Source organism: Nocardioides sp. 503 (assembly GCF_004522095.1).
GTDB lineage: Bacteria > Actinomycetota > Actinomycetes > Propionibacteriales > Nocardioidaceae > Nocardioides.
On the sequence record NZ_SPUI01000002.1, the window covers coordinates 36,822 to 57,914 of the forward strand.

At 72.2% G+C, this 21,093-nt stretch carries 18 protein-coding genes; 8 read left to right on the forward strand and 10 right to left on the reverse strand.

All coding sequences use genetic code 11. The features are described 5' to 3' along the window. Positions 1 to 44: 44 nt before the first annotated feature. Both E4622_RS01195 and E4622_RS01200 read right to left on the reverse strand, forming a co-directional pair. On the reverse strand, positions 45 to 1,901 hold the full coding sequence (locus tag E4622_RS01195) for an AMP-dependent synthetase/ligase (protein WP_134738275.1): 1,857 nt from the start codon (positions 1,899 to 1,901) through the stop codon (positions 45 to 47). A 70-nt stretch (positions 1,902 to 1,971) separates the two neighbouring features. Beyond that, positions 1,972 to 3,120: an acyl-CoA dehydrogenase family protein gene (locus E4622_RS01200; protein ID WP_134738276.1), complete on the reverse strand. Its 1,149-nt coding sequence runs from the start codon at positions 3,118 to 3,120 to the stop codon at positions 1,972 to 1,974. 136 nt (positions 3,121 to 3,256) lie between these two features. On the opposite strand from E4622_RS01200, the gene E4622_RS01205 reads away from it, so the two are divergent. Beyond that, entirely contained in the window at positions 3,257 to 3,979 is a 723-nt protein-coding gene (locus E4622_RS01205; RefSeq protein WP_134738277.1) for a MerR family transcriptional regulator, read from the forward strand. A gap of 24 nt (positions 3,980 to 4,003) precedes the next feature. On the opposite strand, the gene E4622_RS01210 is transcribed toward E4622_RS01205, so the two are convergent. Then, complete coding sequence (locus tag E4622_RS01210; protein WP_134738278.1) at positions 4,004 to 5,032, reverse strand: LLM class F420-dependent oxidoreductase; 1,029 nt, start codon at positions 5,030 to 5,032, stop codon at positions 4,004 to 4,006. A 167-nt stretch (positions 5,033 to 5,199) separates the two neighbouring features. Here E4622_RS01210 and npdG point away from each other — a divergent pair, with 167 nt between their 5' ends. After that, entirely contained in the window at positions 5,200 to 5,874 is a 675-nt protein-coding gene (gene npdG / locus E4622_RS01215; protein WP_134738279.1) for an NADPH-dependent F420 reductase, read from the forward strand. Between the two features lie 32 nt (positions 5,875 to 5,906). Here the strand turns inward: npdG and E4622_RS01220 are convergent, their stop codons facing one another. From E4622_RS01220 to E4622_RS01240, 5 genes are read right to left on the reverse strand one after another with little or no spacing between them, the layout of a single operon-like run. After that, positions 5,907 to 7,655, reverse strand: coding sequence for an ABC transporter ATP-binding protein (locus E4622_RS01220; RefSeq protein WP_134738280.1), 1,749 nt, complete (start codon positions 7,653 to 7,655; stop codon positions 5,907 to 5,909). Continuing rightward, complete coding sequence (locus tag E4622_RS01225) at positions 7,652 to 9,388, reverse strand: ABC transporter ATP-binding protein (protein WP_209021742.1); 1,737 nt, start codon at positions 9,386 to 9,388, stop codon at positions 7,652 to 7,654. The genes E4622_RS01220 and E4622_RS01225 overlap by 4 nt, the downstream gene beginning before the upstream one ends. 51 nt (positions 9,389 to 9,439) lie before the next feature. After that, positions 9,440 to 9,982 (reverse strand): YbaK/EbsC family protein, encoded by a 543-nt coding sequence (locus E4622_RS01230; RefSeq protein ID WP_134738281.1) that lies wholly within the window; start codon positions 9,980 to 9,982, stop codon positions 9,440 to 9,442. Between the two features lie 34 nt (positions 9,983 to 10,016). Further along, on the reverse strand, positions 10,017 to 10,319 hold the full coding sequence (locus E4622_RS01235; protein ID WP_134738282.1) for a hypothetical protein: 303 nt from the start codon (positions 10,317 to 10,319) through the stop codon (positions 10,017 to 10,019). Further along, a complete protein-coding gene (locus E4622_RS01240; RefSeq protein ID WP_167735938.1) occupies positions 10,316 to 11,512 on the reverse strand; it encodes a PspC domain-containing protein in 1,197 nt (398 codons plus the stop codon). The genes E4622_RS01235 and E4622_RS01240 overlap by 4 nt, the downstream gene beginning before the upstream one ends. 143 nt (positions 11,513 to 11,655) lie before the next feature. On the opposite strand from E4622_RS01240, the gene E4622_RS01245 reads away from it, so the two are divergent. The 5 genes from E4622_RS01245 (at position 11,656) to E4622_RS01265 (ending at position 16,005) form a co-directional block, all read left to right on the forward strand. After that, positions 11,656 to 12,948, forward strand: coding sequence for an ATP-binding protein (locus E4622_RS01245; RefSeq protein WP_134738284.1), 1,293 nt, complete (start codon positions 11,656 to 11,658; stop codon positions 12,946 to 12,948). Then, a complete protein-coding gene (locus tag E4622_RS01250) occupies positions 12,941 to 13,606 on the forward strand; it encodes a response regulator transcription factor (protein WP_134738285.1) in 666 nt (221 codons plus the stop codon). The genes E4622_RS01245 and E4622_RS01250 overlap by 8 nt, the downstream gene beginning before the upstream one ends. A 92-nt stretch (positions 13,607 to 13,698) precedes the next feature. After that, a complete protein-coding gene (locus tag E4622_RS01255) occupies positions 13,699 to 15,138 on the forward strand; it encodes an APC family permease (protein ID WP_134738286.1) in 1,440 nt (479 codons plus the stop codon). 2 nt (positions 15,139 to 15,140) lie between these two features. Continuing rightward, positions 15,141 to 15,608 (forward strand): universal stress protein, encoded by a 468-nt coding sequence (locus E4622_RS01260; protein ID WP_134738287.1) that lies wholly within the window; start codon positions 15,141 to 15,143, stop codon positions 15,606 to 15,608. A 40-nt stretch (positions 15,609 to 15,648) separates the two neighbouring features. Further along, positions 15,649 to 16,005 carry a hypothetical protein gene (locus E4622_RS01265; protein WP_134738288.1) on the forward strand — a complete coding sequence of 119 codons (357 nt, stop codon included), beginning with the start codon at positions 15,649 to 15,651 and terminating at the stop codon, positions 16,003 to 16,005. Positions 16,006 to 16,128: 123 nt separating this feature from the next. On the opposite strand, the gene E4622_RS01270 is transcribed toward E4622_RS01265, so the two are convergent. Next, positions 16,129 to 17,151, reverse strand: coding sequence for a type IV toxin-antitoxin system AbiEi family antitoxin domain-containing protein (locus E4622_RS01270; RefSeq protein WP_134738289.1), 1,023 nt, complete (start codon positions 17,149 to 17,151; stop codon positions 16,129 to 16,131). Between the two features lie 262 nt (positions 17,152 to 17,413). Here E4622_RS01270 and pcrA point away from each other — a divergent pair, with 262 nt between their 5' ends. Beyond that, on the forward strand, positions 17,414 to 19,795 hold the full coding sequence (gene pcrA, locus E4622_RS01275; protein WP_134739346.1) for a DNA helicase PcrA: 2,382 nt from the start codon (positions 17,414 to 17,416) through the stop codon (positions 19,793 to 19,795). 40 nt (positions 19,796 to 19,835) lie between these two features. Here pcrA and E4622_RS01280 read toward each other — a convergent pair whose 3' ends face one another. Beyond that, positions 19,836 to 20,858: a M23 family metallopeptidase gene (locus tag E4622_RS01280; RefSeq protein ID WP_134738290.1), complete on the reverse strand. Its 1,023-nt coding sequence runs from the start codon at positions 20,856 to 20,858 to the stop codon at positions 19,836 to 19,838. Between the last annotated feature and the right edge of the window lie 235 nt (positions 20,859 to 21,093).

A 21,093-nucleotide genomic window follows, 5' to 3' on the forward strand; every position in this document is an offset into this window, starting at 1 on the left:
GGACCGGAGCGCCAGCTGCCGTCGACGCCCCGCACCGCGGGTCCTCAGGAGTAGAGGCGCTCCAGCACGTCGGAGTACTTCTTGTTGACGACACGGCGCTTGAGCTTCAGCGTCGGCGTGAGCTCCTCGGACTCCGCCGTCCACTCCACGGGCAGCAGCTCGAAGGCCTTGACCTGCTCGGGGCGCGAGAGCCGCTCGTTGGCCGCGTCCACGGCGGCCTGCGCCATGGCCAGGATCTCCGGCTTCTGGGCGAGGTCGGCGAGGTCCCGGAACTCCAGGCCCAGCTGCTGCGCGACGGCCGGCGCGACCTCGGAGTCGAGGGTGAGCACGGCGACGACGTACGGCCGGGCGTCGCCGACCGCCATGGCGTGGCCGATGATCGGCGACTCCTTGAGGTAGTTCTCGATGTTGGACGGCGCGATGTTCTTGCCCGCGGAGGTGATGATCAGCTCCTTCTTGCGGTCGACGATCGAGAAGAAGCCGTCCTCGTCGAGGGTGCCGATGTCGCCGGTGTGGACCCAGCCGTCCGCGTCGATGAGCGCGCGCGTGGCCTCCTCCTGGCGGTGGTAGCCCGACGTGTTGACCGGACCGCGCACGAGCACCTCGCCGTCCTCGCCGAGGACGATCTCCATGCCGGGGGTGGCGCGGCCGACGGTGCCGAGCTTGAAGCCGGTCGGGCCGTTGGCCGTGACGGCCCCACAGGTCTCGGTCATGCCGTAGACGTCGAAGACCTTGAGGCCGAGCCCCGCCATGAACCGCGCGACCTCGAGCGGCATCGGTGCGGCGGCGGACGCGGCCCAGGTGACCTGGTCGAGTCCGAGCAGGAGCTTGAGGAAGCCGAGGATGGCCGCGTCGGCGGCCTGGTAGGCCTCCTCGACCTCGGGCGTCATCGTGCCGCCGTACTCCTGCGCCTCGACCCAGGCCAGCCCCGCGGCCATGGAGTCCTGGACCATCTTGACGTTGGCGGGGTCGGGGTCCGCGGCCAGCTTGGCGGAGATGCCGGTCTTGATCTTCTCCCACACGCGCGGGACGCCGAAGAACGCCGTGGGGTGGACCTCGCCCAGCGCGGCGAGCAGCTCGCTGGGGTCGCCGATGCAGTGGATGTGGCCGCCGACGACCTGCGGCCCGTAGATGCCCAGCACCCGCTCGGCGATGTGGGCGAAGGGGAGGTAGCTCACCTGGCGCTGCCCGCCCTCGAGTCCCGCCGCCTCCAGGGTGCTCAGCGCCTCGTAGAGGACGTTGAAGTGGCTGAGCACGACGCCCTTGGGGTTGCCGGTGGTGCCCGAGGTGTAGAGGATCGTCGCCGCCGAGTCGGGGGTCAGCTCGCGGTGGCGGGCCTCCACCTCGTCGGTGTGGGCGGCGCGGTGGGCCCGGCCGGCGGCCACGAGGTCGTCCCAGCTCTCGAAGCGCTCGCCCTCGGGAACGGCGGCGGCGTCGATGACGACGACCTTGCGCACGCTGCCCGACTCGTCCAGCGCGCGACCCCAGCGGGCCAGGTGGTCGGCGTTCTCCAGGATCACGACGCTCGGCTCGGCGTGCCCGGCGACGTAAGCGACCTGCTCGGGGGAGAGCGTGTTGTAGATCGACATCGGCGTCGCCGCCGCGTGCACCGCGCCGAAGTCGGCGAGCACGTGCTCGACCCGGTTGGTCGCCATGACCGCCACGGTGTCGCCCGGAGCCACGCCCAGCGCCATCAGGCCGGCGGCCACGTCCAGGGTGTGCTCGCGGACCTCCGCCCAGGTGAGGGTGCGCCACGCCTCGTCGCCGGTGCGGTGGTGCTTGTCGGAGTACGCCGGCTGGTCGGCGTTCGCTGCGACCGTCCGGAGGAGGGCGTCGGGCAGGGTCTGCCCGGCGACTGCCGCCTCGATCCGCGCGCGCTCGGCCAGTACGTCGTTGCTCATGGGTCTCCTCGGGTGGGCTGCGCACAGTGTGGCGTGGGCCACACGTCCGGACAAGGGTGTCGCCGGAACGTCAGATGCCGAGGCTGCGCCCGATGATCTCCTTCTGGATCTCGGTCGTGCCGCCGTAGATGGTCTGGATGCGGCTGTCCACGAAGGCCCGGGCGATCGGGTACTCCATCATGTAGCCGTAGCCGCCGTGCAGCTGGACGCCGCGGTCCACGACCTTGGTCTGCAGCTCCGTGGTCCACCACTTCGCCATCGATGCCAGCGTGGTGTCGACGTCGCCGGCGTTGAGCCGCGTCACGCAGTCGTTGACGAACACCCGGGCGATGTGAGCCTCCGTGGCCATCTCGGCCAGCATGAAGCGGGTGTTCTGGAACTTGCCGATCGGCTTGCCGAACGCCTCGCGCTCCTTGGCGTAGTCCAGGCACAGCCGCAGCACGTGCTCGACGGCCGCCACTGCCATGGCGGCGATCGAGATCCGCTCCTGCGGCAGGTTGACCATCAGCGAGATGAAGCCCGAGCCCTCCTCGCCGAGGAGGTTCTCCTTGGGCACCTCGACGTTGTCGAAGAACAGCTCGGCGGTGTCCTGCGCCTTCATGCCGACCTTGTCGAGGTTGCGCCCGCGCTCGAAGCCGGCCATGCCGCGCTCGACCACCAGCAGGCTGATGCCCTGGTGGCCGGCCTCGGGGTTGGTGCGGCACACGACGATGACGAGGTCGGAGAGGATGCCGTTGCTGATGAAGGTCTTGGAGCCGTTGAGGACGTAGTGATCGCCCTTGTCGACGGCGGAGGTGCGGATGCCCTGGAGGTCCGAGCCGGCGCCCGGCTCGGTCATCGCGATGGCGGAGATCAGCTCGCCGCTGACCAGGCCCGGGAGCCAGCGCTGCTTCTGCTCCTCGGTCCCGAGCTGGCTGATGTAGGGGACGATGATGTCGGTGTGGACCGGGAAGCCGGGGCCGCTGGCGCCCACGCGGCACATCTCCTCGGCGACGACCATGTTGTAGCGGAAGTCCTTGACCCCGGCGCCGCCGTACTCCTCGTCGACGTCGAAGCAGAGCAGGCCCTGCTCGCCGGCCTTGCGCCAGACCTCGCGGCTGACCTGCCCGTCCTTCTCCCACTCCGCGTGGTGCGGGACGACCTCCTTCTCCAGGAAGGAGCGCACGGTGGCACGGAAGTCCTCGTGCTCCTGCTCGCAGATGGTGGGGGTGTCGGGCATCGGGGCCTCCAGGCGTGCGGGGGACAGGCGGGACGGCCATGTCCTTCTCAGCGCCACTGTGACAGCAATGCTGTCAGCATTCAAGCCGGTCGCCGGAATCTCTCGTGGATGCTGGGCCAGCACTACTGTGACGGTCATGAGCGTCCCGGCCGCCGACCCCAGCGAGGGGCTGCTGACGGTCGACGAGCTGGCGGCCGCCGTGGGCATGACCGTGCGGACCACCCGCTACTACGCCAGCCTGGGCCTCATCCCCGCACCGGTCCGTCGCGGCCGCATCGCCTACTACGACGCGGTGCACCGCGCCCGGCTCGAGCTGGTCCGCGCGCTCCAGGAGCACGGCTTCACCCTCCAGGCGATCGAGCGCGTGCTGGCCGGCGTCCCGCTGGACGCCGGGGTCGAGGACCTCCAGCTCCAGCGCGCGATGCTCACCTCCTGGACCGGCCGGCCGCCCGAGCGGCTGAGCGAGCACGAGCTCGTGGCCAAGGCGGGGCGCCCGCTCACCGACGAGCACCTGCGGCTCCTGGTCAGCCTCGGCCTGATCGAGCGCACGGACGAGGACTGGGTCGTCATGCCCAACCTCGACGTCGGCCTGGGCCTGCTCGACCTGGACATGCCCGAGGCCGGCATCGCCCGCGCCGACCGTGCCATCCGGCACCACATGGAGGCGCTCGCCGACGAGCTCACCGACATCCTGCGCGACGAGATCCTCGAGCCCTACCGTCGTCAGCCGCACTCGCCCGAGGACGCCGCCCGTCTCGAGCACACCGTCGCCCGGCTGCGCCAGCTCACCCTCGAGGCCGTCGTCTCCGGCTTCCAGCGCGCCGCCAACGCCGTCATCACGAGGTCCCTCCGCCGCTGACCTGCGCGAGGTCCGAGGGTCGGGTCAGCTGATCCACTCCTTGACCTGGCGGATGGTGGCGGCGGGGTCGTCGGAGGCGGGGGAGACCGAGAGGTTGGTGACGCCGGCCTCGGTGAAGGCGGCGATGCGCTCCTTGACGTACGACGCCGGCCCGACCAGGTTGCCGGCCTCGAGCCACTCCAGGGGCACGAGGGCCTCGGCGTCGCGCTTGTTGCCGCCGAGGTAGAGGTCCTGGATCTGCTGGGCCTCCTTCTCGTAGCCGTACTGGCAGGCGAGCTCGTTGTAGAAGTTCTTGCCGCGGGCGCCCATGCCGCCGACGTAGAGCGCGTACATCGGGCGCAGGAAGTCGAGCATCCCCTTGACGTCCTCGCCGATCGCGACCATGCCGCCGGCGCTGATCTCGAGCGGGCCGAGCTCGGGGGAGCGCGTGGCCGTACCGGCCGCCAGGGCGTCGCCCCACACGTCCTTGGCCTTCTCGGGGTGGAAGAGGAAGGGCAGCCAGCCGTCGGCCACCTCGGCGGTCATCCGGACGTTCTTGTCGCCCAGCGCCGCGACCCAGATCGGGACGACCGGGCGCTCGGGCTTGTTGAGCAGCTTGAGCGGCTTGCCGAGGCCGAGGCCCTGGTCGGCGGGGAGCGGGAGCTTGAAGATGCCGTCGCTCACGAGCGCCTCGCGGCGCAGGCCCATGCGGACGATCTCGATGACCTCGCGGGTGCGCCCGAGGGGCTTGTCGTAGGGCAGGCCGTGGAAGCCCTCGATGACCTGAGGCCCCGAGGCGCCCAGCCCCAGCACCGCGCGTCCGCCCGAGACGTTGTCGAGCCCGGCCGCGGTCTGCAGCAGGGCGCCCGGGGTGCGCGAGTAGACGTTGAGGATGCCCGCGCCGATCTCGACGGTCTCGGTCTTGGCCGCCAGGTAGCCCATGAGCGTGGGCGCGTCGAAGCCGTAGGGCTCCGCGACCCAGATGGTGTCCAGGCCCGCCTTCTCCAGCGACGCGACCTGGTCGGCGGACTCGCGCGGGTTGCCGGCGTAGACGAGCGGCATGGACAGCTTCATGGAGACCCCTGGGATCGGCGTGGATGACGCCGCCACTGTGACAAGGCCGCTGTCACGATGGCAAGGCGGGGGCGGGTGACCCTGGTCCCAGGAAGCGATCTCACCGCGGCGCGCCGGGAGGGCGGTGAGACACTGCTGGTCCACCCAGCACCCCGAGGAGCCCGCCTGTGACGACCTTCCGCATCGCCGTGATCGGTGGCACCGGCCCCCAGGGCAGGGGCCTGGGCTACCGCTTCGCCCGGCACGGGCACACCGTGGTGCTGGGCTCGCGCGCGGCCGAGAAGGCCGTCCCCGTGGCCGAGGAGGTCACCGCCCGGCTGGCCGGCGTCGAGGGCGCGGGCGCGGTCACCGGTGCTGCCAACGCCGACGCGTGCGCCGACGCCGACGTGGTCCTGCTGGCCGTGCCCTACGACGGTCACGACGAGCTCGTCGCCACCCTCCCGCTCGAGGGCAAGGTCGTCATCTCCTGCGTCAACCCGCTGGCCTTCGACAAGCAGGGCCCGCACGGCCGGATCATCGACGACGGCGCCGGCTCGGCCGCCGAGTCCGCGCAGCGCATCGCCCCGGACGCGACCGTCGTCGGCGCCTTCCACCACGTGTCGGCCGTGACCCTGTGGGGCGAGGCCGACTACCTCGACGACGAGGACGTCCTGGTGTGCGGCGACACCACCGAGGGCAAGGCCGTCGCCATCGAGCTGGCCCGCAGCGTCACCGGCCGCGACGGGATCGACGCCGGCAAGCTGCGCCTGGCCCGCCAGCTCGAGCCCCTGACGGCGGTGCTGATCTCGATCAACAAGCGCTACAAGGCCCACTCGGGCGTGCGGATCTCCGGCCTGCGCTGACGGCCTGCACTGACGGACACCGGGCCGGGTGCCTAGTGGCGCCCGTTCCAGCTGTCCCACAGGGCGGCGTACGACCCGCCGGCCGCGACCAGCTCGTCGTGCGAGCCCAGCTCGGAGATGACCCCGTCCTCGACGACGGCGACCCGGTCGGCGTCGTGGGCGGAGAACAGCCGGTGCGCGATCGCGATGACGGTGCGCCCCTCGAGCACGGCGGCCAGGGAGCGCTCGAGGTGACGCGCCGCGCGCGGGTCGATCAGCGACGTGGCCTCGTCCAGCACCAGCGTGTGCGGGTCGGCGAGCACCAGCCGGGCCAGCGCGACCTGCTGCGCCTGGGCGGCGGTGAGGGTCCGCCCGCCCGATCCCACGACGGTGTCGAGGCCCTCCGGCAGCGCGTCCACCCAGTCGAGGGCGTCGACGGCGCCGAGGGACTCGCGGATCTCGGCGTCGGCGGCACCCGGCGGGGCCGCGAGGGCGAGGTTCTCGCGCAGCGTCCCGACGAAGACGTGGTGCTCCTGCGTCACCAGCGCCACGTGCCCGCGCAGCTCCTGCAGCGGCAGCTCGACCAGGCCGACGCCGCCGACGGTGACGGCTCCGGTGCGCGGAGGGTGGATGCCCGCGAGCAGCCGCCCGAGCGTCGACTTGCCGGCGCCTGACGGACCCACCATCGCGATCCGCTCGCCGACGCCGACCGTGAGGTCGATGCCGTGCAGCACGTCGCGCCCCTCGACGTAGGAGAAGCGCACGTCGCGCGCCTCGATCCCCTCTCCGTCGGGGCGCTCGCCCGAGACCTGCCGGTCGTCGGGCACCTGGGCCACGCCGAGCAGGCGCGCCAGCGACGCGGCACCCATCTGCAGCTCGTCCAGGATCGACACGATGCGGTCGACCGGGTCGATCAGCATCTGCACGTAGAGCGTGGCCGCCGTGACGTCGCCGAGCGAGACCTGCCCCTGGGTGTAGAGGTAGCCGCCGAAGAGCAGCGTGGCCACCGTCGGCACGAGGTAGCTGAGCTCCATGGCGGGGAAGAACACCGTGCGGAGGTAGAGCGTGTAGCGCTCGGCGCGGAAGGACGCGGCGATGTCGCGGTCGATGGTCTCGATGCGCTCGGTGCCCAGGCCGAGGGCCTCGACGGAGCGGGCGCCCTCCACGGTCTCGGTGAGGCTGGCGTTGATGGTGGAGTACGACGCGCTCTCCCGCAGGTAGCCGTCCTTGGCCCGCGCGAGGTACCACCGCAGCCCGATCACGAGCGGCGGCGCACCGAGCAGGCAGGGGAGCGCGACCCACCAGCCGACGCTGACGGCCGCGCCGAAGGTCAGGACGGCCGTGACGACGGCGATCGTCCACTCCGGCAGGGCCATGCGCACCGACCAGCCCAGCTGGTCGACGTCACGGCTGGTCCGCGTCAGCAGGTCGCCCGAACCGGCCGACTCGACGACGCCGACCGGCAGGGCCAGGGCGTTGCCGACGAAGTCCTCGCGCAGCTCGGCCAGGACCTCCTCACCGAGCACCTGGCTGACATAGCGCGCGAAGCGCGTCAGCACGGTCTGAAGCACCAGGAACCCGGCGAGTGCGGCGACCACGCGGTCGACGTGCCCGGTGGTGGTGCCGCGCTCCACCGCCTCGACCAGGTCGCCGAGCAGGCGGGGCACCGCGAGCGCGGCGGCCGCCGCGAGGACGTGGAGCGCCAGCGCACCCCAGAGCAGCCGCGGGTGGCGGCGCGCGAGCTCGCGGACGTACTGCCGCAGGGCGCCGGGGCCGGCGACGGGCAGGGTGGTGTCGCTCATGCCTCCGCCGCCCCGGTCAGCTCGGTCTCGCGGGTCACGACGGCGCGGTAGCCGGCGTGCGTGCGCAGCAGCTCGCCGTGGGTGCCCGTGGCGACCACGACGCCGTCCTGGAGGAACGCGACCTCGTCGACGGCGTCGAGCATCAGCGGGCTCGTGGAGGTGACCACGGTGGTGCGGCCGGAGCGCTGCTCGCGCAGGCGCCCGGCGATGCGCGCCTCGGTGTGGGCGTCGACGGCGGACGTCGGCTCGACCAGGACCAGGATCTCGGGGTCGACCGTGAGCACCCGCGCCAGGACGAGCCGCTGGCGCTGGCCGCCCGAGAAGCTGCGCCCGCGCTCGGTCACGAGGGTGTCGAGGCCCTCGGGCAGCGCGGCCAGGATGTCGTCGGCCGAGGCGGTGTGCAGTGCCCGGTCCAGCCTGCCGTCGCCGCGCGCGGTGCCGGTGAGGTCGAGCCGGTCGCCCAACGGCCCGGAGAAGAGCGCGGCGCCGGTGTCGGAGACCAGGATCCGGCGACGTACGTCGGACCGGCTCATGGCGGCCAGCGGCACCCCGCCCAGGGTCACGTCGTCGTCGACCTCCGGTGCGCAGAGGCCGAGCCGGTCCGCGAGCGCGGCGGAGTCGTCGGGCTGCTCGCTCACGATCGCCGTGACCGCGCCCGGCCGGACCCGCAGGCCGCTGCGCCGGTCGCGCAGCTCCGAGCCCGGTGCTGGGAGCGGCGCCGGGTGGGCCGGCTCGGTGACGTCGGGGGTCAGCCCCAGCACGTGGCACACCCGCCGGGCCGAGACCCGGGCGCGGATGAGCTTGTTGGCGAACTCGGTGGCGGTGCGCAGCGGGATCATCAGGAACGCGGAGTAGCCGTAGAAGGCGACCAGCTCGCCGGCGGTGATGGTGCCGGAGACGGCGTAGCGCGCGCCCACCCAGACGATGACCACGACGAACGTGCCCGGAAGGAACACCTGGAGGGCGTCAAGCACCGACTGCAGCTTGGCGACCTCCACGCCGGCGCGGCGGGTGGTCTGGCTCTCGCGGCGGTAGCGGTCGTGGAAGACCTGCTCGCCGCCGACGCCGCGCAGCACGCGCAGGCCACCCACGATGTCGGTGGCGGTGTTGGACAGGTGCCCCATCAGCTCGCGCTGCCGGGTGCTGCGCCGCTGGAGCGGGGAGAGCAGCGGACCCACCAGCAGCATGAGCAGCGGCACGCCCAGGAGCACGATCAGGCCCAGCGTGACGGAGGTCTGCAGGAGGATCACGGCGACCAGCAGGAACGACACGACGGCGCCGGCGAAGCGGGCCGACACGTCCATGACCTGGCCCAGGTGGGAGATGTCGCTGGTGCCGATCGCGACGACCTCGCCGGTGGAGACCTTGCGCGGCAGCGCGCCGCCGAGGTGGACGGTGTGGCGGCCCACCAGCTGCACGGTGCGGTAGGCCGCGATCAGCCAGTTGGTGACCGCGAAGCGGTGCCGGATGATCCCGGCGGCGGCCTGCACCAGCCCGATCAGCAGCAGCAGGCCGGCGAACCCGAGCAGCGCGTCCCCGTCGCGGTCGGCGACACCGCGGTCGATGGCGCGGCCGATGACGGCGGGCATGACGGCCTGCGCGCTCATCCAGACGATGCCGAAGAACATGCCGCCGGCGAGGGTGCGCCACTGCGCGAGGGCCATCCACCACAGGAAGCGGCCCGGGGTGCGGTGGTCCGCGGTCCCGGGATGGTCGAGAGGGAGGCGGCGCACTCACCCCAGCCTACGGACCTCGGGCCCCTGCCCGCGAACGGTTAAGCGACCTCAGCGTGCGAGGTCGGTCACCACCTCCGCACCGGGCAGGAGGGCCAGCAGCGAGCCGGGGAGCAGCAGCTTGGAGCGGCGTACGCCGGAGCCGATCACCGCGGTCCCGATCTCCACCGCGCGGGCGTCCACGAGCACCCGCCACCTGGCCGGAAGCCCCAGCGGCGTGATCCCGCCGTGCTCCATCCCGGACTCCTCGACCGCGCGCTCCATGGGCAGGAACGAGCACTTGCGGACCTCCAGCAGCCGACGCACGACGCTGTTGACGTCGGCGCGCGTGTCGGCGCGCACGATGCAGGCAGCGACCCGCTCCTCGCCGTCGCGGCGCCCCGCGACCAGCACGCAGTTGGCGCTGGCCTCGGGAGGCACGTCGTAGGCCTCGCCGAACGCCGCGGTGTCGGCCAGGGCCGCGTCGATGGCCGTCACGGCCAGGGAGGCGGCGTGGTCCCAGGACGCCAACGCCGCCGCCACCGGGGGAGCGAGGAGCTCGGGGCGGTCGGCGGCGGGCAGGGGCTCGAGGGTGCCGAGGCGGGGGAGGGTCACGACCCCATGCTGCCAAGAGCGGCGCCCGGACCGCTCAGGACTCGCGCTCCTCGGTCTCGGTGGTCCTCGTGGTCTCCGTCGTCTCCGGGGCCTCGAGCCAGCCGGTGTGGCGGACGCCGTGGCGGCGTCGCGTCGTGGTCGCGGCCAGGACCAGACCGGCGGCGCCGGCGAGGACCCACGGGATCGGCAGGAGCCAGCGCACGTCGCGGCCCTCGACCACGTCGTTCGCGATCAGCGACCAGACCACGGCCAGGCCGACGAAGGCGATGCCCATGACCAGGTGGCCGATGTTGACCGGGTGCCGCCCGGCCTCGACGGTGTCGCGCATGTCGCTCATCGGGGGCTCCTCTGGGTGTCGACGACGATCTCGCCGAAGGTGACGTCGGCCTCGATCTGGAGGAGGGGGGCGTCGTCGCCGCCCTCGTGGAAGTGACGGTCGGAGCCGTCGCGGTCGTCACCGAACAGCGCGGAGTGGCCGAGCCCGTCGACGGTCGCGTCGGCGTCGACGTCGACGCCGTCGGGGACGATGACCTCGATCCGGCCGAACGTCGACTCCAGGTGCAGGGTGAGGCCGTCGAGCGCCCCGGGGTCGTCGAGCCGGCGCAGGTCCAGCACGATCTCGCCGGCCCCCAGCTCGTAGCGGTCGTCGAGCTGCGCCACGGTGCGCGGGGACTCGACGATGCGCCCGCTATCGATCTCCCCGGCGGCGGTGGTCCCGGCCGTGGCGACCGCGGCGAGCAGGCCGAGGGCGATCAGGCCGCCGGCCCGTCCGTAGAACGCGCCGAGCAGCAGCATGACGCCGATGATGCCCAGCGCCAGCGCGGGATAGCTGGAGTCGCTCACGCTCGCCCCCGCCAGGTCGACGGTCGCCAGGACCCCCTCCGCGACGGCGATCAGCGCCAGGGTGAACCAGAACAGGAGGGGCCCGCGGCGGCGCGGGTGGCGCGGCGGCACCGGCAGCGGGACGTAGACCGGGTGCGAGGGCGGGGCGTACGCCGGCGGCACGGTCGCGGTCGAGCTCCCGGCCGGGTCGACGGGCGCCCCGGGGCCGGACGGTGCGCCGTAGAAGGTGGCGGGGGCGGGCCGCTCGCCGCGGCTCATCACGACGGCCAGGACGACGAGCCCGACGACCGCCAGCGGCCACGGGAAGCCCCAGCCGCCCACCGAGTCGCCCAGCATGGCCAGCGCCGCGACGAGGCCCACGATCCACAGGGCGAACGTGCGGCTGCGCTCGTCGAGGTTGACCGTGGCGCTGTGGGTGCGCTCGTCGGGCACCAGCAGCCAGCAGGCGCCGTAGACGATCAGGCCGGCGCCGCCGAAGAAGGAGAGCACCACGAACGCGACGCGCAGGATGATCGGGTCGATGTCGAGGTGTCGGGCCAGGCCGCCGGCGACGCCTGCGACCTTGCGGTCGTAGGCGGAGCGGCGCAGCCGGCCGAGGTCGCGGACCTCGTCGCGGGTGACCCGCGGGCCGTCCTGGCCGCCGGGGTCGCCGGCGCTCGAGGGCGCTTCGGGAGGTGTCGTGGTCATGGCTCCAGCCTGCTCCCCGTCCGTGCTCCCCACCATCGGGGACGACCCTGATCCTGGCACGTTCCGAGGCCCCTGGTCTCAGGGTCGGACCGGGGTCAGTCCTCATGTGGTGCAGGCCTGCGCTGTGTGACGATGGAGCCACGATGACCACCGCCCCTGCGCCGCCCCGGCCCGAGCTCCGACCGGAGGTCCGCCGCGCCTACCGCGACACCCACGAGCCGGTCATCGGCGGCGTCGCCGCCGGACTGGCGCACCACCTCGGGCTCCCCGTGCTGTGGGTGCGCGCCGCGTTCGTCGTGACCGCCGTGATGGGCGGCCTGGGCATCTTCCTCTACGCCGGCCTGTGGCTGATGCTCCCGGCGGCGCCCCACTTCGTCACGCAGGCGCCCGGCCTCGAGAGCGCCAGCCGCGGTGGTCGCCGGCCCGGCCGGATCCGCCGCCTGGGCGACGTGGGCCCGGTCATCGCGCTCGCGGCGCTCGGGCTCGGCGCGGTGCTGGTCCTGCAGGCGGTCGTCGGTCGCGGCGGTGTCGTCTGGCCGATCGCCATCGGCCTGGTGGGGCTGGCGCTGCTGTGGCGTCAGGCCGACGAGGCCCAGCGCGAGCGGTGGCTCGACACCAGCGGCCGGGTCGACATGGTCCGGGTCGTCTTCGGCAACGGCGGCTGGGCGTCGTACGCGCGGGTGGGTGCGGGCGTCGTCCTGCTCCTGTCGGCGTTCTTCGTCTTCGGCTTCGACAACGGCTCGCTGCAGCAGGCCCGAGGGGCGCTCATCGCCGGCGGGCTCGGCGTGGCCGGGCTGCTGCTGGTCGTCGGTCCGTGGATCTTCCGCCTGGCCTCCGAGCTCACCGACGAGCGCGCCGAGCGGATCCGCACGCAGGAGCGCGCCGACGTCGCCGCCCACCTGCACGACTCGGTGCTCCAGACGCTGGCGCTCATCCAGAAGAACCCCTCCGACGCGGCGACCGTCGCCAAGCTCGCACGCGCCCAGGAGCGCGACCTGCGCGCCTGGCTCTACTCCGGCGAGGCCACCGACGAGCGCAGCCTCGCCTCCGCGCTGCGCGGGGTCGCGGCCGAGGTCGAGGACACCCACGGCGTCTCGGTCGAAGTCGTCAACGTCGGCGACGTCGACATGCACGAGACGCTGCGGCCGATCGTCGCCGCCGCGCGCGAGGCGCTCACCAACGCCGCCAAGCACGCCGGCACCCCCCGCGTCGACGTCTACGCCGAGGCCTCGCCCCGCGGCGTGGACGTGTTCGTGCGCGACCGCGGCCCGGGCTTCGACCCGGAGGCGGCCCCCGACGACCGCTACGGCGTACGACACAGCATCATCGACCGCATGCAGCGCCACGGCGGCACGGCCGAGATCCGCTCCGGCGACTCCGGCACCGAGGTCCGCCTGCACCTGCCCTGCCCCACCCAGGAGGACCCCGATGCCTGACCAGACCCCCGTGCGCGTCGTCATCGTCGACGACCACGCCATGTTCCGCAGCGGCGTGCGCGCCGAGCTCGTCGGCGTCGGTGCCGGCGTGGTCGAGGTGCTGGCCGAGGCCGCCGACGTCGACGAGGCCATCGCCGCGGTCGTGGCCCACCGGCCCGACGTCGTACTCCTCGACGTGCACCTGCCCGGCGGCGGTGGGGTCGAGGTGATGCGTCGGCTGCCGGCCGAGCGACGGGCGGAGACCTCGTTCCTCGCGCTGTCGGTCAGCGACGCCGCCGAGGACGTGATCGGCACCATCCGCGGCGGCGCCCGCGGCTACGTCACCAAGACGATCACCGGACCCGAGCTGGTCTCGGCCATCCGTCGCGTCGCCGACGGCGACGCGGTGTTCTCCCCGCGGCTGGCGGGCTTCGTGCTCGACGCGTTCGCCGGCTCCATCGACGTCGCTGCTGTCGACGAGGACCTCGACCGCCTCACCGAGCGGGAGCGCGAGGTGATGCGGCTGATCGCGCGCGGCTACTCCTACAAGGAGGTCGCCAAGGAGCTCTTCATCTCGATCAAGACCGTGGAGACCCACATGTCCTCGGTGCTGCGCAAGCTGCAGCTGTCCTCGCGCCACGAGCTGACGCGCTGGGCCTCGGACCGCCGCCTGCTCTGACCACCTGACGGACACCTGCTCGTCACCGGGGGTTTGGGGGCCGCGCTGACGGGTATCCGGGTCTGACGCGTCGCCCGAGCCAGGAGGCCCCTGTGAGCACTGCGAGTCCCGACACCACGGCAGAGCCCGAGGGCGGCGAAGAGCTCAAGCGGACCATCACCGGTCGCCTGCTCTTCTTCTACACACTCGGCGACGTGCTCGGCTCGGGGATCTACGTCCTCGTGGGGCTGGTCGCCGCGGCGGTGGGCGGCGCCTTCTGGATCGCCTTCGCCCTCGGCGTCTCCGTCGCCGCGATCACCGGGTCGGCGTACGCGGAGCTGGTGACGAAGTACCCCCGGGCGGCGGGTGCGTCCCTCTACGTCAACAAGGCCTTCGGCAGCCGCCCCCTCACCTTCCTGATCACCGTGTCCTTCCTCGCCGCCAGCATGGCGGCGTCCGGCTCGCTGGCGGTCGGCTTCGCGTCCTACTTCGACACCCTCTGGTCCGGCCCTCCGGCCCTGCTGGTCTCCCTGGTCTTCGTGGCGCTGCTCGTGATCGTCAACTTCATCGGCATCACCGAGTCGGTCGTGATGAACATGCTGATGACCTTCGTCGAGGTCGGTGGCCTGATCATCGTGCTGATCATCGGCATCGTCGTCATCTTCCAGGGCGACGCCGACTTCGGCGTCCTCACCCACATCGACACGTCCGGGGAGTTCAGCAGCCCCGCGCTCGCGATCCTGGCCGGCATCTCGTTCTCGTTCTTCGCGATGACCGGCTTCGAGAACACCGCCAACGTCGCGGAGGAGACGGTCGACCCCTACAAGGCGTTCCCGCGCTCGCTGGTCGGCGGCATGATCGTGGCCGGCCTGGTCTACGTCCTGGTCTCGATGGCGGCCGCCCTGACCGTGCCCACGGAGACGCTGGCCAGCTCGGACGCCGCCCTGCTCGAGGTGGTCAAGGCCGACGTCCTGCCCATCTCGGTCGACTTCATGACCACGCTGTTCTCGGTCATCGCGCTGATCGCGATCACCAACACCACGCTGGTCACGATCGTCACCCAGCCCCGTGTCCTCTACGGCATGGCCAAGGAGGACGTCGTACCCGCCGTGTTCGCGAAGGTCCACCCCGTCCGCCGCAGCCCCTGGGTCGGCCTGATCTTCTCCGGCGCCGTCGTGGGCGCACTGCTGGTCATCGGCACCCTGGTGACGGAGGCCGGCGGCGGCATCGACCTGGTGGGGCGTCTCGCCACCGTCACGGTCGTCCTGCTGCTGGCGATCTATGCCCTGGTGATCGTCGCGTGCCTCAAGCTGCGCGGCCAGGACGAGGACGGGCCGTTCTTCCGCGCCAACACGCCCCTGCTCTTCGTGGGCCTGGTGGGCAACCTCGCGATCCTGTACTTCACGATCTACGACGACCCGCACTCCCTGATCTGGTGCGCGGGCCTGCTCGGTGTCGGCTTGGTGCTCTTCCTCGCGGAGTACTTCTTCGGCAGCCGTGACCGTTCGAACGCCGTCGAGCCCGGCACCGCCGTGGCGGACAAGGAGCTGTGAGCATGCACGTCATCGTCGCCACCGACGGGTCCAAGCAGTCCCTCGCGGCCGCCCGTCACCTCAAGTCGTTCGCCGACCCGTTGAAGATCACCACCGTCTCGGTCGTCGCGGTGATCCGGCCCTACGCCGCCGTCGCGTTCGCCGACGACCTCACCCCGCGCAAGGCGCCCAAGGCCGACCTGGAGTCCCTGTCCTTCCGCGACGCCGCCGACTCCGCGACCAAGGTGGTCGCCGGCGTCTTCGAGGGCTGGGGACCGAAGGTGCAGATCAGGATCCGCAGCGGCTCGCCCGCCACCGAGATCATCAAGGCGGCCAAGCAGGCCGACGCGGGCCTCGTGGTCGTGGCCGCGGGCAGTCGGGGGCTGAGCGACACCGTGCTGCTCGGCAGCACCGCGCAGCGCGTCCAGCACTCCGCGCCCTGCCCGGTGCTCGTCGTACGACCCGCGCCGCGCAAGCCCAAGAGGAAGTAGCCGCATGGCTGGGTCCGCGCCGGGTCACTAGTCTGCCGACATGGACACCCTGCGCCAGATCCTCCTGATCGTGCACCTGCTCGGCTTCGCCGCGCTCTTCGGCGGCCTGGTCGTCCAGGCCGGGTCGCAGTTCAAGCTGGTCAACGGCGCGATGCGCGACGGCGCCGGCACCGCGGTCCTCGCCGGCCTCGCGCTCGTCGGCGTGCTGGAGGCCGGCGACACGGGCGTCAACCACGCCAAGGTCGGCGTCAAGCTCGTCATCGGCCTGGTGATACTGGTCCTCGTCATGGCCAACCTCCGCAAGGAGCGCATCCCCCAGGGCCTCTGGGTCGGCCTCATCCTCCTCAGCGTCGCCAACGTCGCCGTCGCCGTGCTCTGGTCCTCCGCCCACGGGTAGGCGGCGATGATGTAACACGTTGTTATGACCTCTTCCACGTCGAAATATCAACGTGGAAGAGGTCAAAACGACGTGTTACATGACGCCGGTGCGCGTCTGCGGCCGCTCTGGGCCGAGACGGGGTCAGGCGGCGTGCGGGCGGGGGCGGGGCCCGCGGATGACGAACGGCGCGAGGTCGTCGATGGACGTGCCGTAGAGGCGGACGGTCTCGAGGTACTCCCGCCTGACCCGCGTCAGCGCCGCGACCCTGGCGTCGCCCCACAGGTCCGACCAGACCAGGCGCGACATGCCCAGCTTGAAGCCGCATATCCAGTCCTGGCGCTGTTTCTCGTCCCACAGGACCTCCTCGGCAGAGGCGAGAGCCACCCCTCCCTGGGCGGCCCGCTGGTACTTCACCCATCCGTCGAACTCGATGACGTGCCGCCCCAGTCGTAGGTCGCACCACGCCTTGCGCCGCCCGTCGGTGATCCCGAACTGTGTCTGGGGGCGGCCGAAGCCGAGCTCGCTGACGAGGAGGCGAGCCAGCGTCTCCGCGGGGTTGTCGGCGCCCGGGTCGGACAGCTCGACCGCCTCGCGCACCCGGGTCACGTACGGCCAGTTGCGCATCGGCCCCACCGCCGCCCACAGCTCCTCGAGCGTGCACCCCATCCGACGCGCGGAGTCGCAGGCGACCACCCCGTGCTCGAGGGGGTGCTCGCGCGCCAAGTCCGCCGCCGTACGCGCCAGGTCGAGCACCCGCCGGCCGTCGACCTCCACGACCTGGTCCGCCCGGTACGGCGCGAGGTGGTGCTTGACGTCACGGCGGACGTGCGAGCCCACCAGGCCGGGCCGGGTGACGTGGGTCAGCGGCGCGAGCGGTGTCAGGATCGCCATCCCCAGCTCGTACGCCGCCGAGTCGTGGCTCATGACGTGGGACCGACGCTGCTGCAGGCTGGCGGCCCGGTCGACGAGCAGCCGGCGGTCGCGCTGGGTGGTGGCACGGTGCGACACCTCGGCGAGCGCGTAGACGCCCCAGCGGACGGTCACCCACTCGCGCGAGCGCAGCAGCCGCTGCAGACGTCGTGGATGCATGCCGAGCGTCAGGGCCTGGTCACGCGTGACCAGCCCTTGCTGCGCCCTCATGAGCGCTGCGAGTTCGGGATGCATCCCACGACGATGCCTGGCGGCCTACCCGGCCTGCACCCCTGACCTTCGGGCCTGTGGATATCGAGCGCGGGCTGGAATCCCATGTAACACGTTGCTATGACCTCTTCCACGTCGAAATATCAACGTGGAAGAGGTCATAACAACGTGTTACATGCAGTCGACCACCGCCAGCACCAGCGCCGGGGGACCCCGGACGTAGGCTTGAGGCAGCATGAGTACGCCGTCGAGAGCAGCCCAGGCAGCACAGTTCGCGTTCCCCGGCATGGACGGGCCCGGCGCGGACGAGCCGCGCACCTCCCGGCGCGGGCCCTCCCGCGAGGAGCTGCTCGAGGGGCTCAACGAGCCGCAGCGCGCCGCGGTGATGCACGAGGGGTCGCCGCTGCTGGTGGTCGCGGGCGCGGGGTCGGGCAAGACCCGCGTGCTGACCCGCCGGATCGCGTGGATCATCCAGGAGCGCAAGGCCCACCCGGGCTCGGTCCTGGCGATCACGTTCACCAACAAGGCCGCCGGCGAGATGAAGGAGCGCGTCGAGGAGCTGGTCGGCAAGCGCGCGCGGATCATGTGGGTGAGCACGTTCCACTCCGCCTGCGTCCGGATCCTGCGCAAGGAGATCGACAAGCTCGGCTACAAGTCCAACTTCTCGATCTACGACGCCGCCGACCAGAAGCGGCTGATGAGCCTGGTCATCAAGGACCTCGACCTCGACGCCAAGAAGTTCCAGCCCGGCCCGGTGCTCCACTGGGTCAGCAACCACAAGAACGAGCTGCGCGACCACGAGGACGTCGCCAAGGACACGCGCAACCACGTCGAGGAGCAGTACGCCGCCGCGTACTCCCTCTACCAGCGCCGCCTGCGCGAGGCCAACGCGCTCGACTTCGACGACCTGATCATGACCGCGGTGCACCTGCTGCAGGCGTTCCCCGAGGTGCGCGAGACCTACCGTCGCCGCTTCCGCCACGTGCTGGTCGACGAGTACCAGGACACCAACCACGCCCAGTACGCCCTCATCCACCAGCTCTGCGCCGACAACCCCGAGGTCGTCGAGGGCGAGGAGCGCGTCGAGCCGGCCGAGCTGATGGTCGTCGGTGACGCCGACCAGTCGATCTACGCGTTCCGTGGCGCCAACATCCGCAACATCATGGACTTCGAGCAGGACTTCCCCAACGCCACCTCGATCCTGCTCGAGCAGAACTACCGCTCCACCCAGACCATCCTCACCGCCGCCAACTCCGTCATCGGCCACAACAAGGGCCGCAAGCCCAAGCGCCTGTGGTCCGACGCCGGCGACGGCGAGCGCATCGTCGGCTACGTCGGCGACGACGAGCACGACGAGGCGCGGTTCGTGTCGGAGGAGATCGACCGGCTCGTCGACGAGGGCGGGCGCGCCGGCGACGTCGCGGTCTTCTACCGCACCAACGCCCAGTCCCGTGTCTTCGAGGAGGTGTTCATCCGCACCGGCCAGCCCTACAAGGTGGTCGGGGGAGTGCGCTTCTACGAGCGCCGCGAGGTGCGCGACGCGCTGGCCTACCTGCGGATGCTCAACAACCCCGACGACCAGGTCTCGCTGCGCCGGATCCTCAACACCCCCAAGCGCGGCATCGGCGACCGCGCGGTGGCCTGCGTCGGCCTGCTCGCGGAGCGCGACGGGCTGACGTTCTGGGAGGCGCTGCGCCGCGCCGACCAGGCGCCGGGTCTGGCCACCCGCTCCCTGACCAACATCAAGGGCTTCGTCGCGATGGTCGAGGAGCTGCAGTCGATGGTCGAGGCAGACGAGCGCGCCGACGTCATCCTCGAGTCCGTCCTTGCCCGCTCGGGCTACCTCGCCGAGCTCGAGGCCTCCGACGACCCGCAGGACGCCACCCGCCTGGAGAACCTCGCCGAGCTCGTCGCGGTCGCGCGCGAGTTCTCCGACGACCCGGTTGCGGGGCCCTCGGCCGACCCGACCGACGTCGACGCCGGCCTGGTGGCCCCCGGCCTGGGCGACTTCCTGGAGCGGGTGGCGCTGGTCGCCGACACCGACCAGCTGCCCGACGACGACGGCGACCAGGGCGTGGTCACGCTGATGACGCTCCACACCGCCAAGGGCCTGGAGTTCCCGGTGGTGTTCCTGACCGGGCTCGAGGACGGCGTCTTCCCGCACGCGCGCTCGCTGGGCGACCAGCCCGAGCTCGAGGAGGAGCGCCGCCTGGCCTACGTCGGCGTCACCCGCGCCCGCGAGCGGCTCTACATCTCGCGGGCCGTGGTCCGCTCCGCCTGGGGCGCCCCGTCGCACAACCCGGCGTCGCGCTTCCTCGACGAGCTGCCCGTCGACCTCGTCGACTGGCGCCGCACCGAGGCCGCCCAGACCCGCTGGGGCCGGCCCAACCTCGCCGCCGGCTCACCGGCCGCCATGGGCTCGCCGACCGCGGCCGGGCGCCGCAACTTCTCGTCCGCCGCCGCGCGTGCCGACGCCGCGGCCAAGGCCAAGCCGGCGCGCGAGATCCCCTCGCTGGAGCCGGGCGACCGGGTCGTGCACGACTCGTTCGGCATGGGCACCGTCGTGGCCCTCGAGGGCAGCGCCGACAAGGCTGTGGCCTCGATCGACTTCGGCTCCGAGGGCGTCAAGCGGCTGCTGCTGCGCTACGCCCCGGTCGACAAGCTCTAGGCGCTCCGACCGCGGCGAGGCGCGGGAGCGTCGGGTGACCTCAGAAGGTGGCGCCGTGGACCAGGAAGGCCTGGTAGGGGTCGACCGGGTCGCCGCCGCCGGGGCGGACCTCGACGTGGAGGTGCGAGCCGGTGACGTTGCCGGTGGTGCCGACGGTGCCGATGTTCTCGCCGGCGCGGACGACGTCGCCCTCGTTGACGAAGATCTCGGTCTGGTGGCAGAACCAGATCTCGGTGCCGTCCTCGAGCGTGACCACGGTCTTGTTGCCGTAGGCGCCGTCGGAGCCGGTGGAGGTGACCACGCCGTTGGCGATCGCGTAGATCGGGTCGCCGGTCTCGCCGTTGAAGTCCAGCCCGGTGTGGTAGCTCGACCACAGGCCGTACTGCCCGAAGCGGGCGGTGAGGTGGACCTCGTCGAGCGGCATCACCCAGAGGTTGAGCGCGATCTCGCCGGCGCGGGCCTCGGCCTGCTTGGCGAACTGCGCCAGGGCGGCGTTGCGCTGCTTGGCCTGCTTCTCGGCGGCCTTGACCAGCTCCGTGGGAGCCGTGTCGGCGAGCGCGTCGCGTCGCGAGTCGCGGCTGACCTGCTGCTCGCGGTCGCCGAGGTAGACGCTGCCCGTGCCGCTGGCGCCGGAGAGGGCGCTGGGCTGCCGGACACCGGCGGCCGCGCCGGCGGCGAGGTCGGGGCCGGTGGAGGTGAGGGCGCCGCCGACGGCGACGGCGAGCGTGGCGACGCCGAGCAGCAGCGGGGCCGACGGGAGGCCGCGGAACAGCGGGCCGCGGGAGCCGGCGTGGCGGACGGCCTTGCGGCAGCCCGGCTGGCGCGCGGCGGCGACGGTGGACGTGGCGGCGGTCTCGACCGGGGCGACCGGGGCGGCAGCGACGGCGGCGAGGACCTCGGTGCGCAGCCCGGCCTGCTCGGCGGGCGCGGGTCGCGCCGCGCGGCGGCCGACGTAGGTGCTGGGGCCGTCGGTCGTGACGGCCGGTACGTCGGCCCGGCGACTGCCGGGAGTCCCCGAGGGTCGGCGGCTGGAGCCGCTTCGATCCGCTCGGTGGCTACCCATGAATAGTCGCTCCGTGTCGTCGGTGGTGGTGGTCGATGTTTCAACGTGCGTGAACGTGGGAACTACGCACGGAAGCCAGAACTGTAACGGATGGGTCACGGACCCGAAAATCGTGCGGTGCCCCCGTGTGGAGAACCAGTCTGGACGACCCCGGGCCACCCCGTCAGCCGAACGCCCCATCCCGTCGTGACGGCCCCGTCGGCTCGCGGCTCGTATGCCCCTCGTCACGTCGCAC

What these genes read in the sequence shown, in the direction of transcription:
- E4622_RS01195 (WP_134738275.1), bottom strand. Translation starts at nt 1,901, where the DNA reads ATGAGCAACGACGTACTGGCCGAGCGCGCGCGGATCGAGGCGGCAGTC.
- E4622_RS01200 (WP_134738276.1), bottom strand. Translation starts at nt 3,120, where the DNA reads ATGCCCGACACCCCCACCATCTGCGAGCAGGAGCACGAGGACTTCCGT.
- E4622_RS01205 (WP_134738277.1), top strand. Translation starts at nt 3,257, where the DNA reads ATGAGCGTCCCGGCCGCCGACCCCAGCGAGGGGCTGCTGACGGTCGAC.
- E4622_RS01210 (WP_134738278.1), bottom strand. Translation starts at nt 5,032, where the DNA reads ATGAAGCTGTCCATGCCGCTCGTCTACGCCGGCAACCCGCGCGAGTCC.
- E4622_RS01220 (WP_134738280.1), bottom strand. Translation starts at nt 7,655, where the DNA reads ATGAGCGACACCACCCTGCCCGTCGCCGGCCCCGGCGCCCTGCGGCAG.
- E4622_RS01235 (WP_134738282.1), bottom strand. Translation starts at nt 10,319, where the DNA reads ATGAGCGACATGCGCGACACCGTCGAGGCCGGGCGGCACCCGGTCAAC.
- E4622_RS01240 (WP_167735938.1), bottom strand. Translation starts at nt 11,512, where the DNA reads ATGACCACGACACCTCCCGAAGCGCCCTCGAGCGCCGGCGACCCCGGC.
- E4622_RS01245 (WP_134738284.1), top strand. Translation starts at nt 11,656, where the DNA reads ATGACCACCGCCCCTGCGCCGCCCCGGCCCGAGCTCCGACCGGAGGTC.
- E4622_RS01250 (WP_134738285.1), top strand. Translation starts at nt 12,941, where the DNA reads ATGCCTGACCAGACCCCCGTGCGCGTCGTCATCGTCGACGACCACGCC.
- E4622_RS01260 (WP_134738287.1), top strand. Translation starts at nt 15,141, where the DNA reads ATGCACGTCATCGTCGCCACCGACGGGTCCAAGCAGTCCCTCGCGGCC.
- E4622_RS01265 (WP_134738288.1), top strand. Translation starts at nt 15,649, where the DNA reads ATGGACACCCTGCGCCAGATCCTCCTGATCGTGCACCTGCTCGGCTTC.
- E4622_RS01270 (WP_134738289.1), bottom strand. Translation starts at nt 17,151, where the DNA reads ATGCATCCCGAACTCGCAGCGCTCATGAGGGCGCAGCAAGGGCTGGTC.
- pcrA (WP_134739346.1), top strand. Translation starts at nt 17,414, where the DNA reads ATGGACGGGCCCGGCGCGGACGAGCCGCGCACCTCCCGGCGCGGGCCC.
- E4622_RS01280 (WP_134738290.1), bottom strand. Translation starts at nt 20,858, where the DNA reads ATGGGTAGCCACCGAGCGGATCGAAGCGGCTCCAGCCGCCGACCCTCG.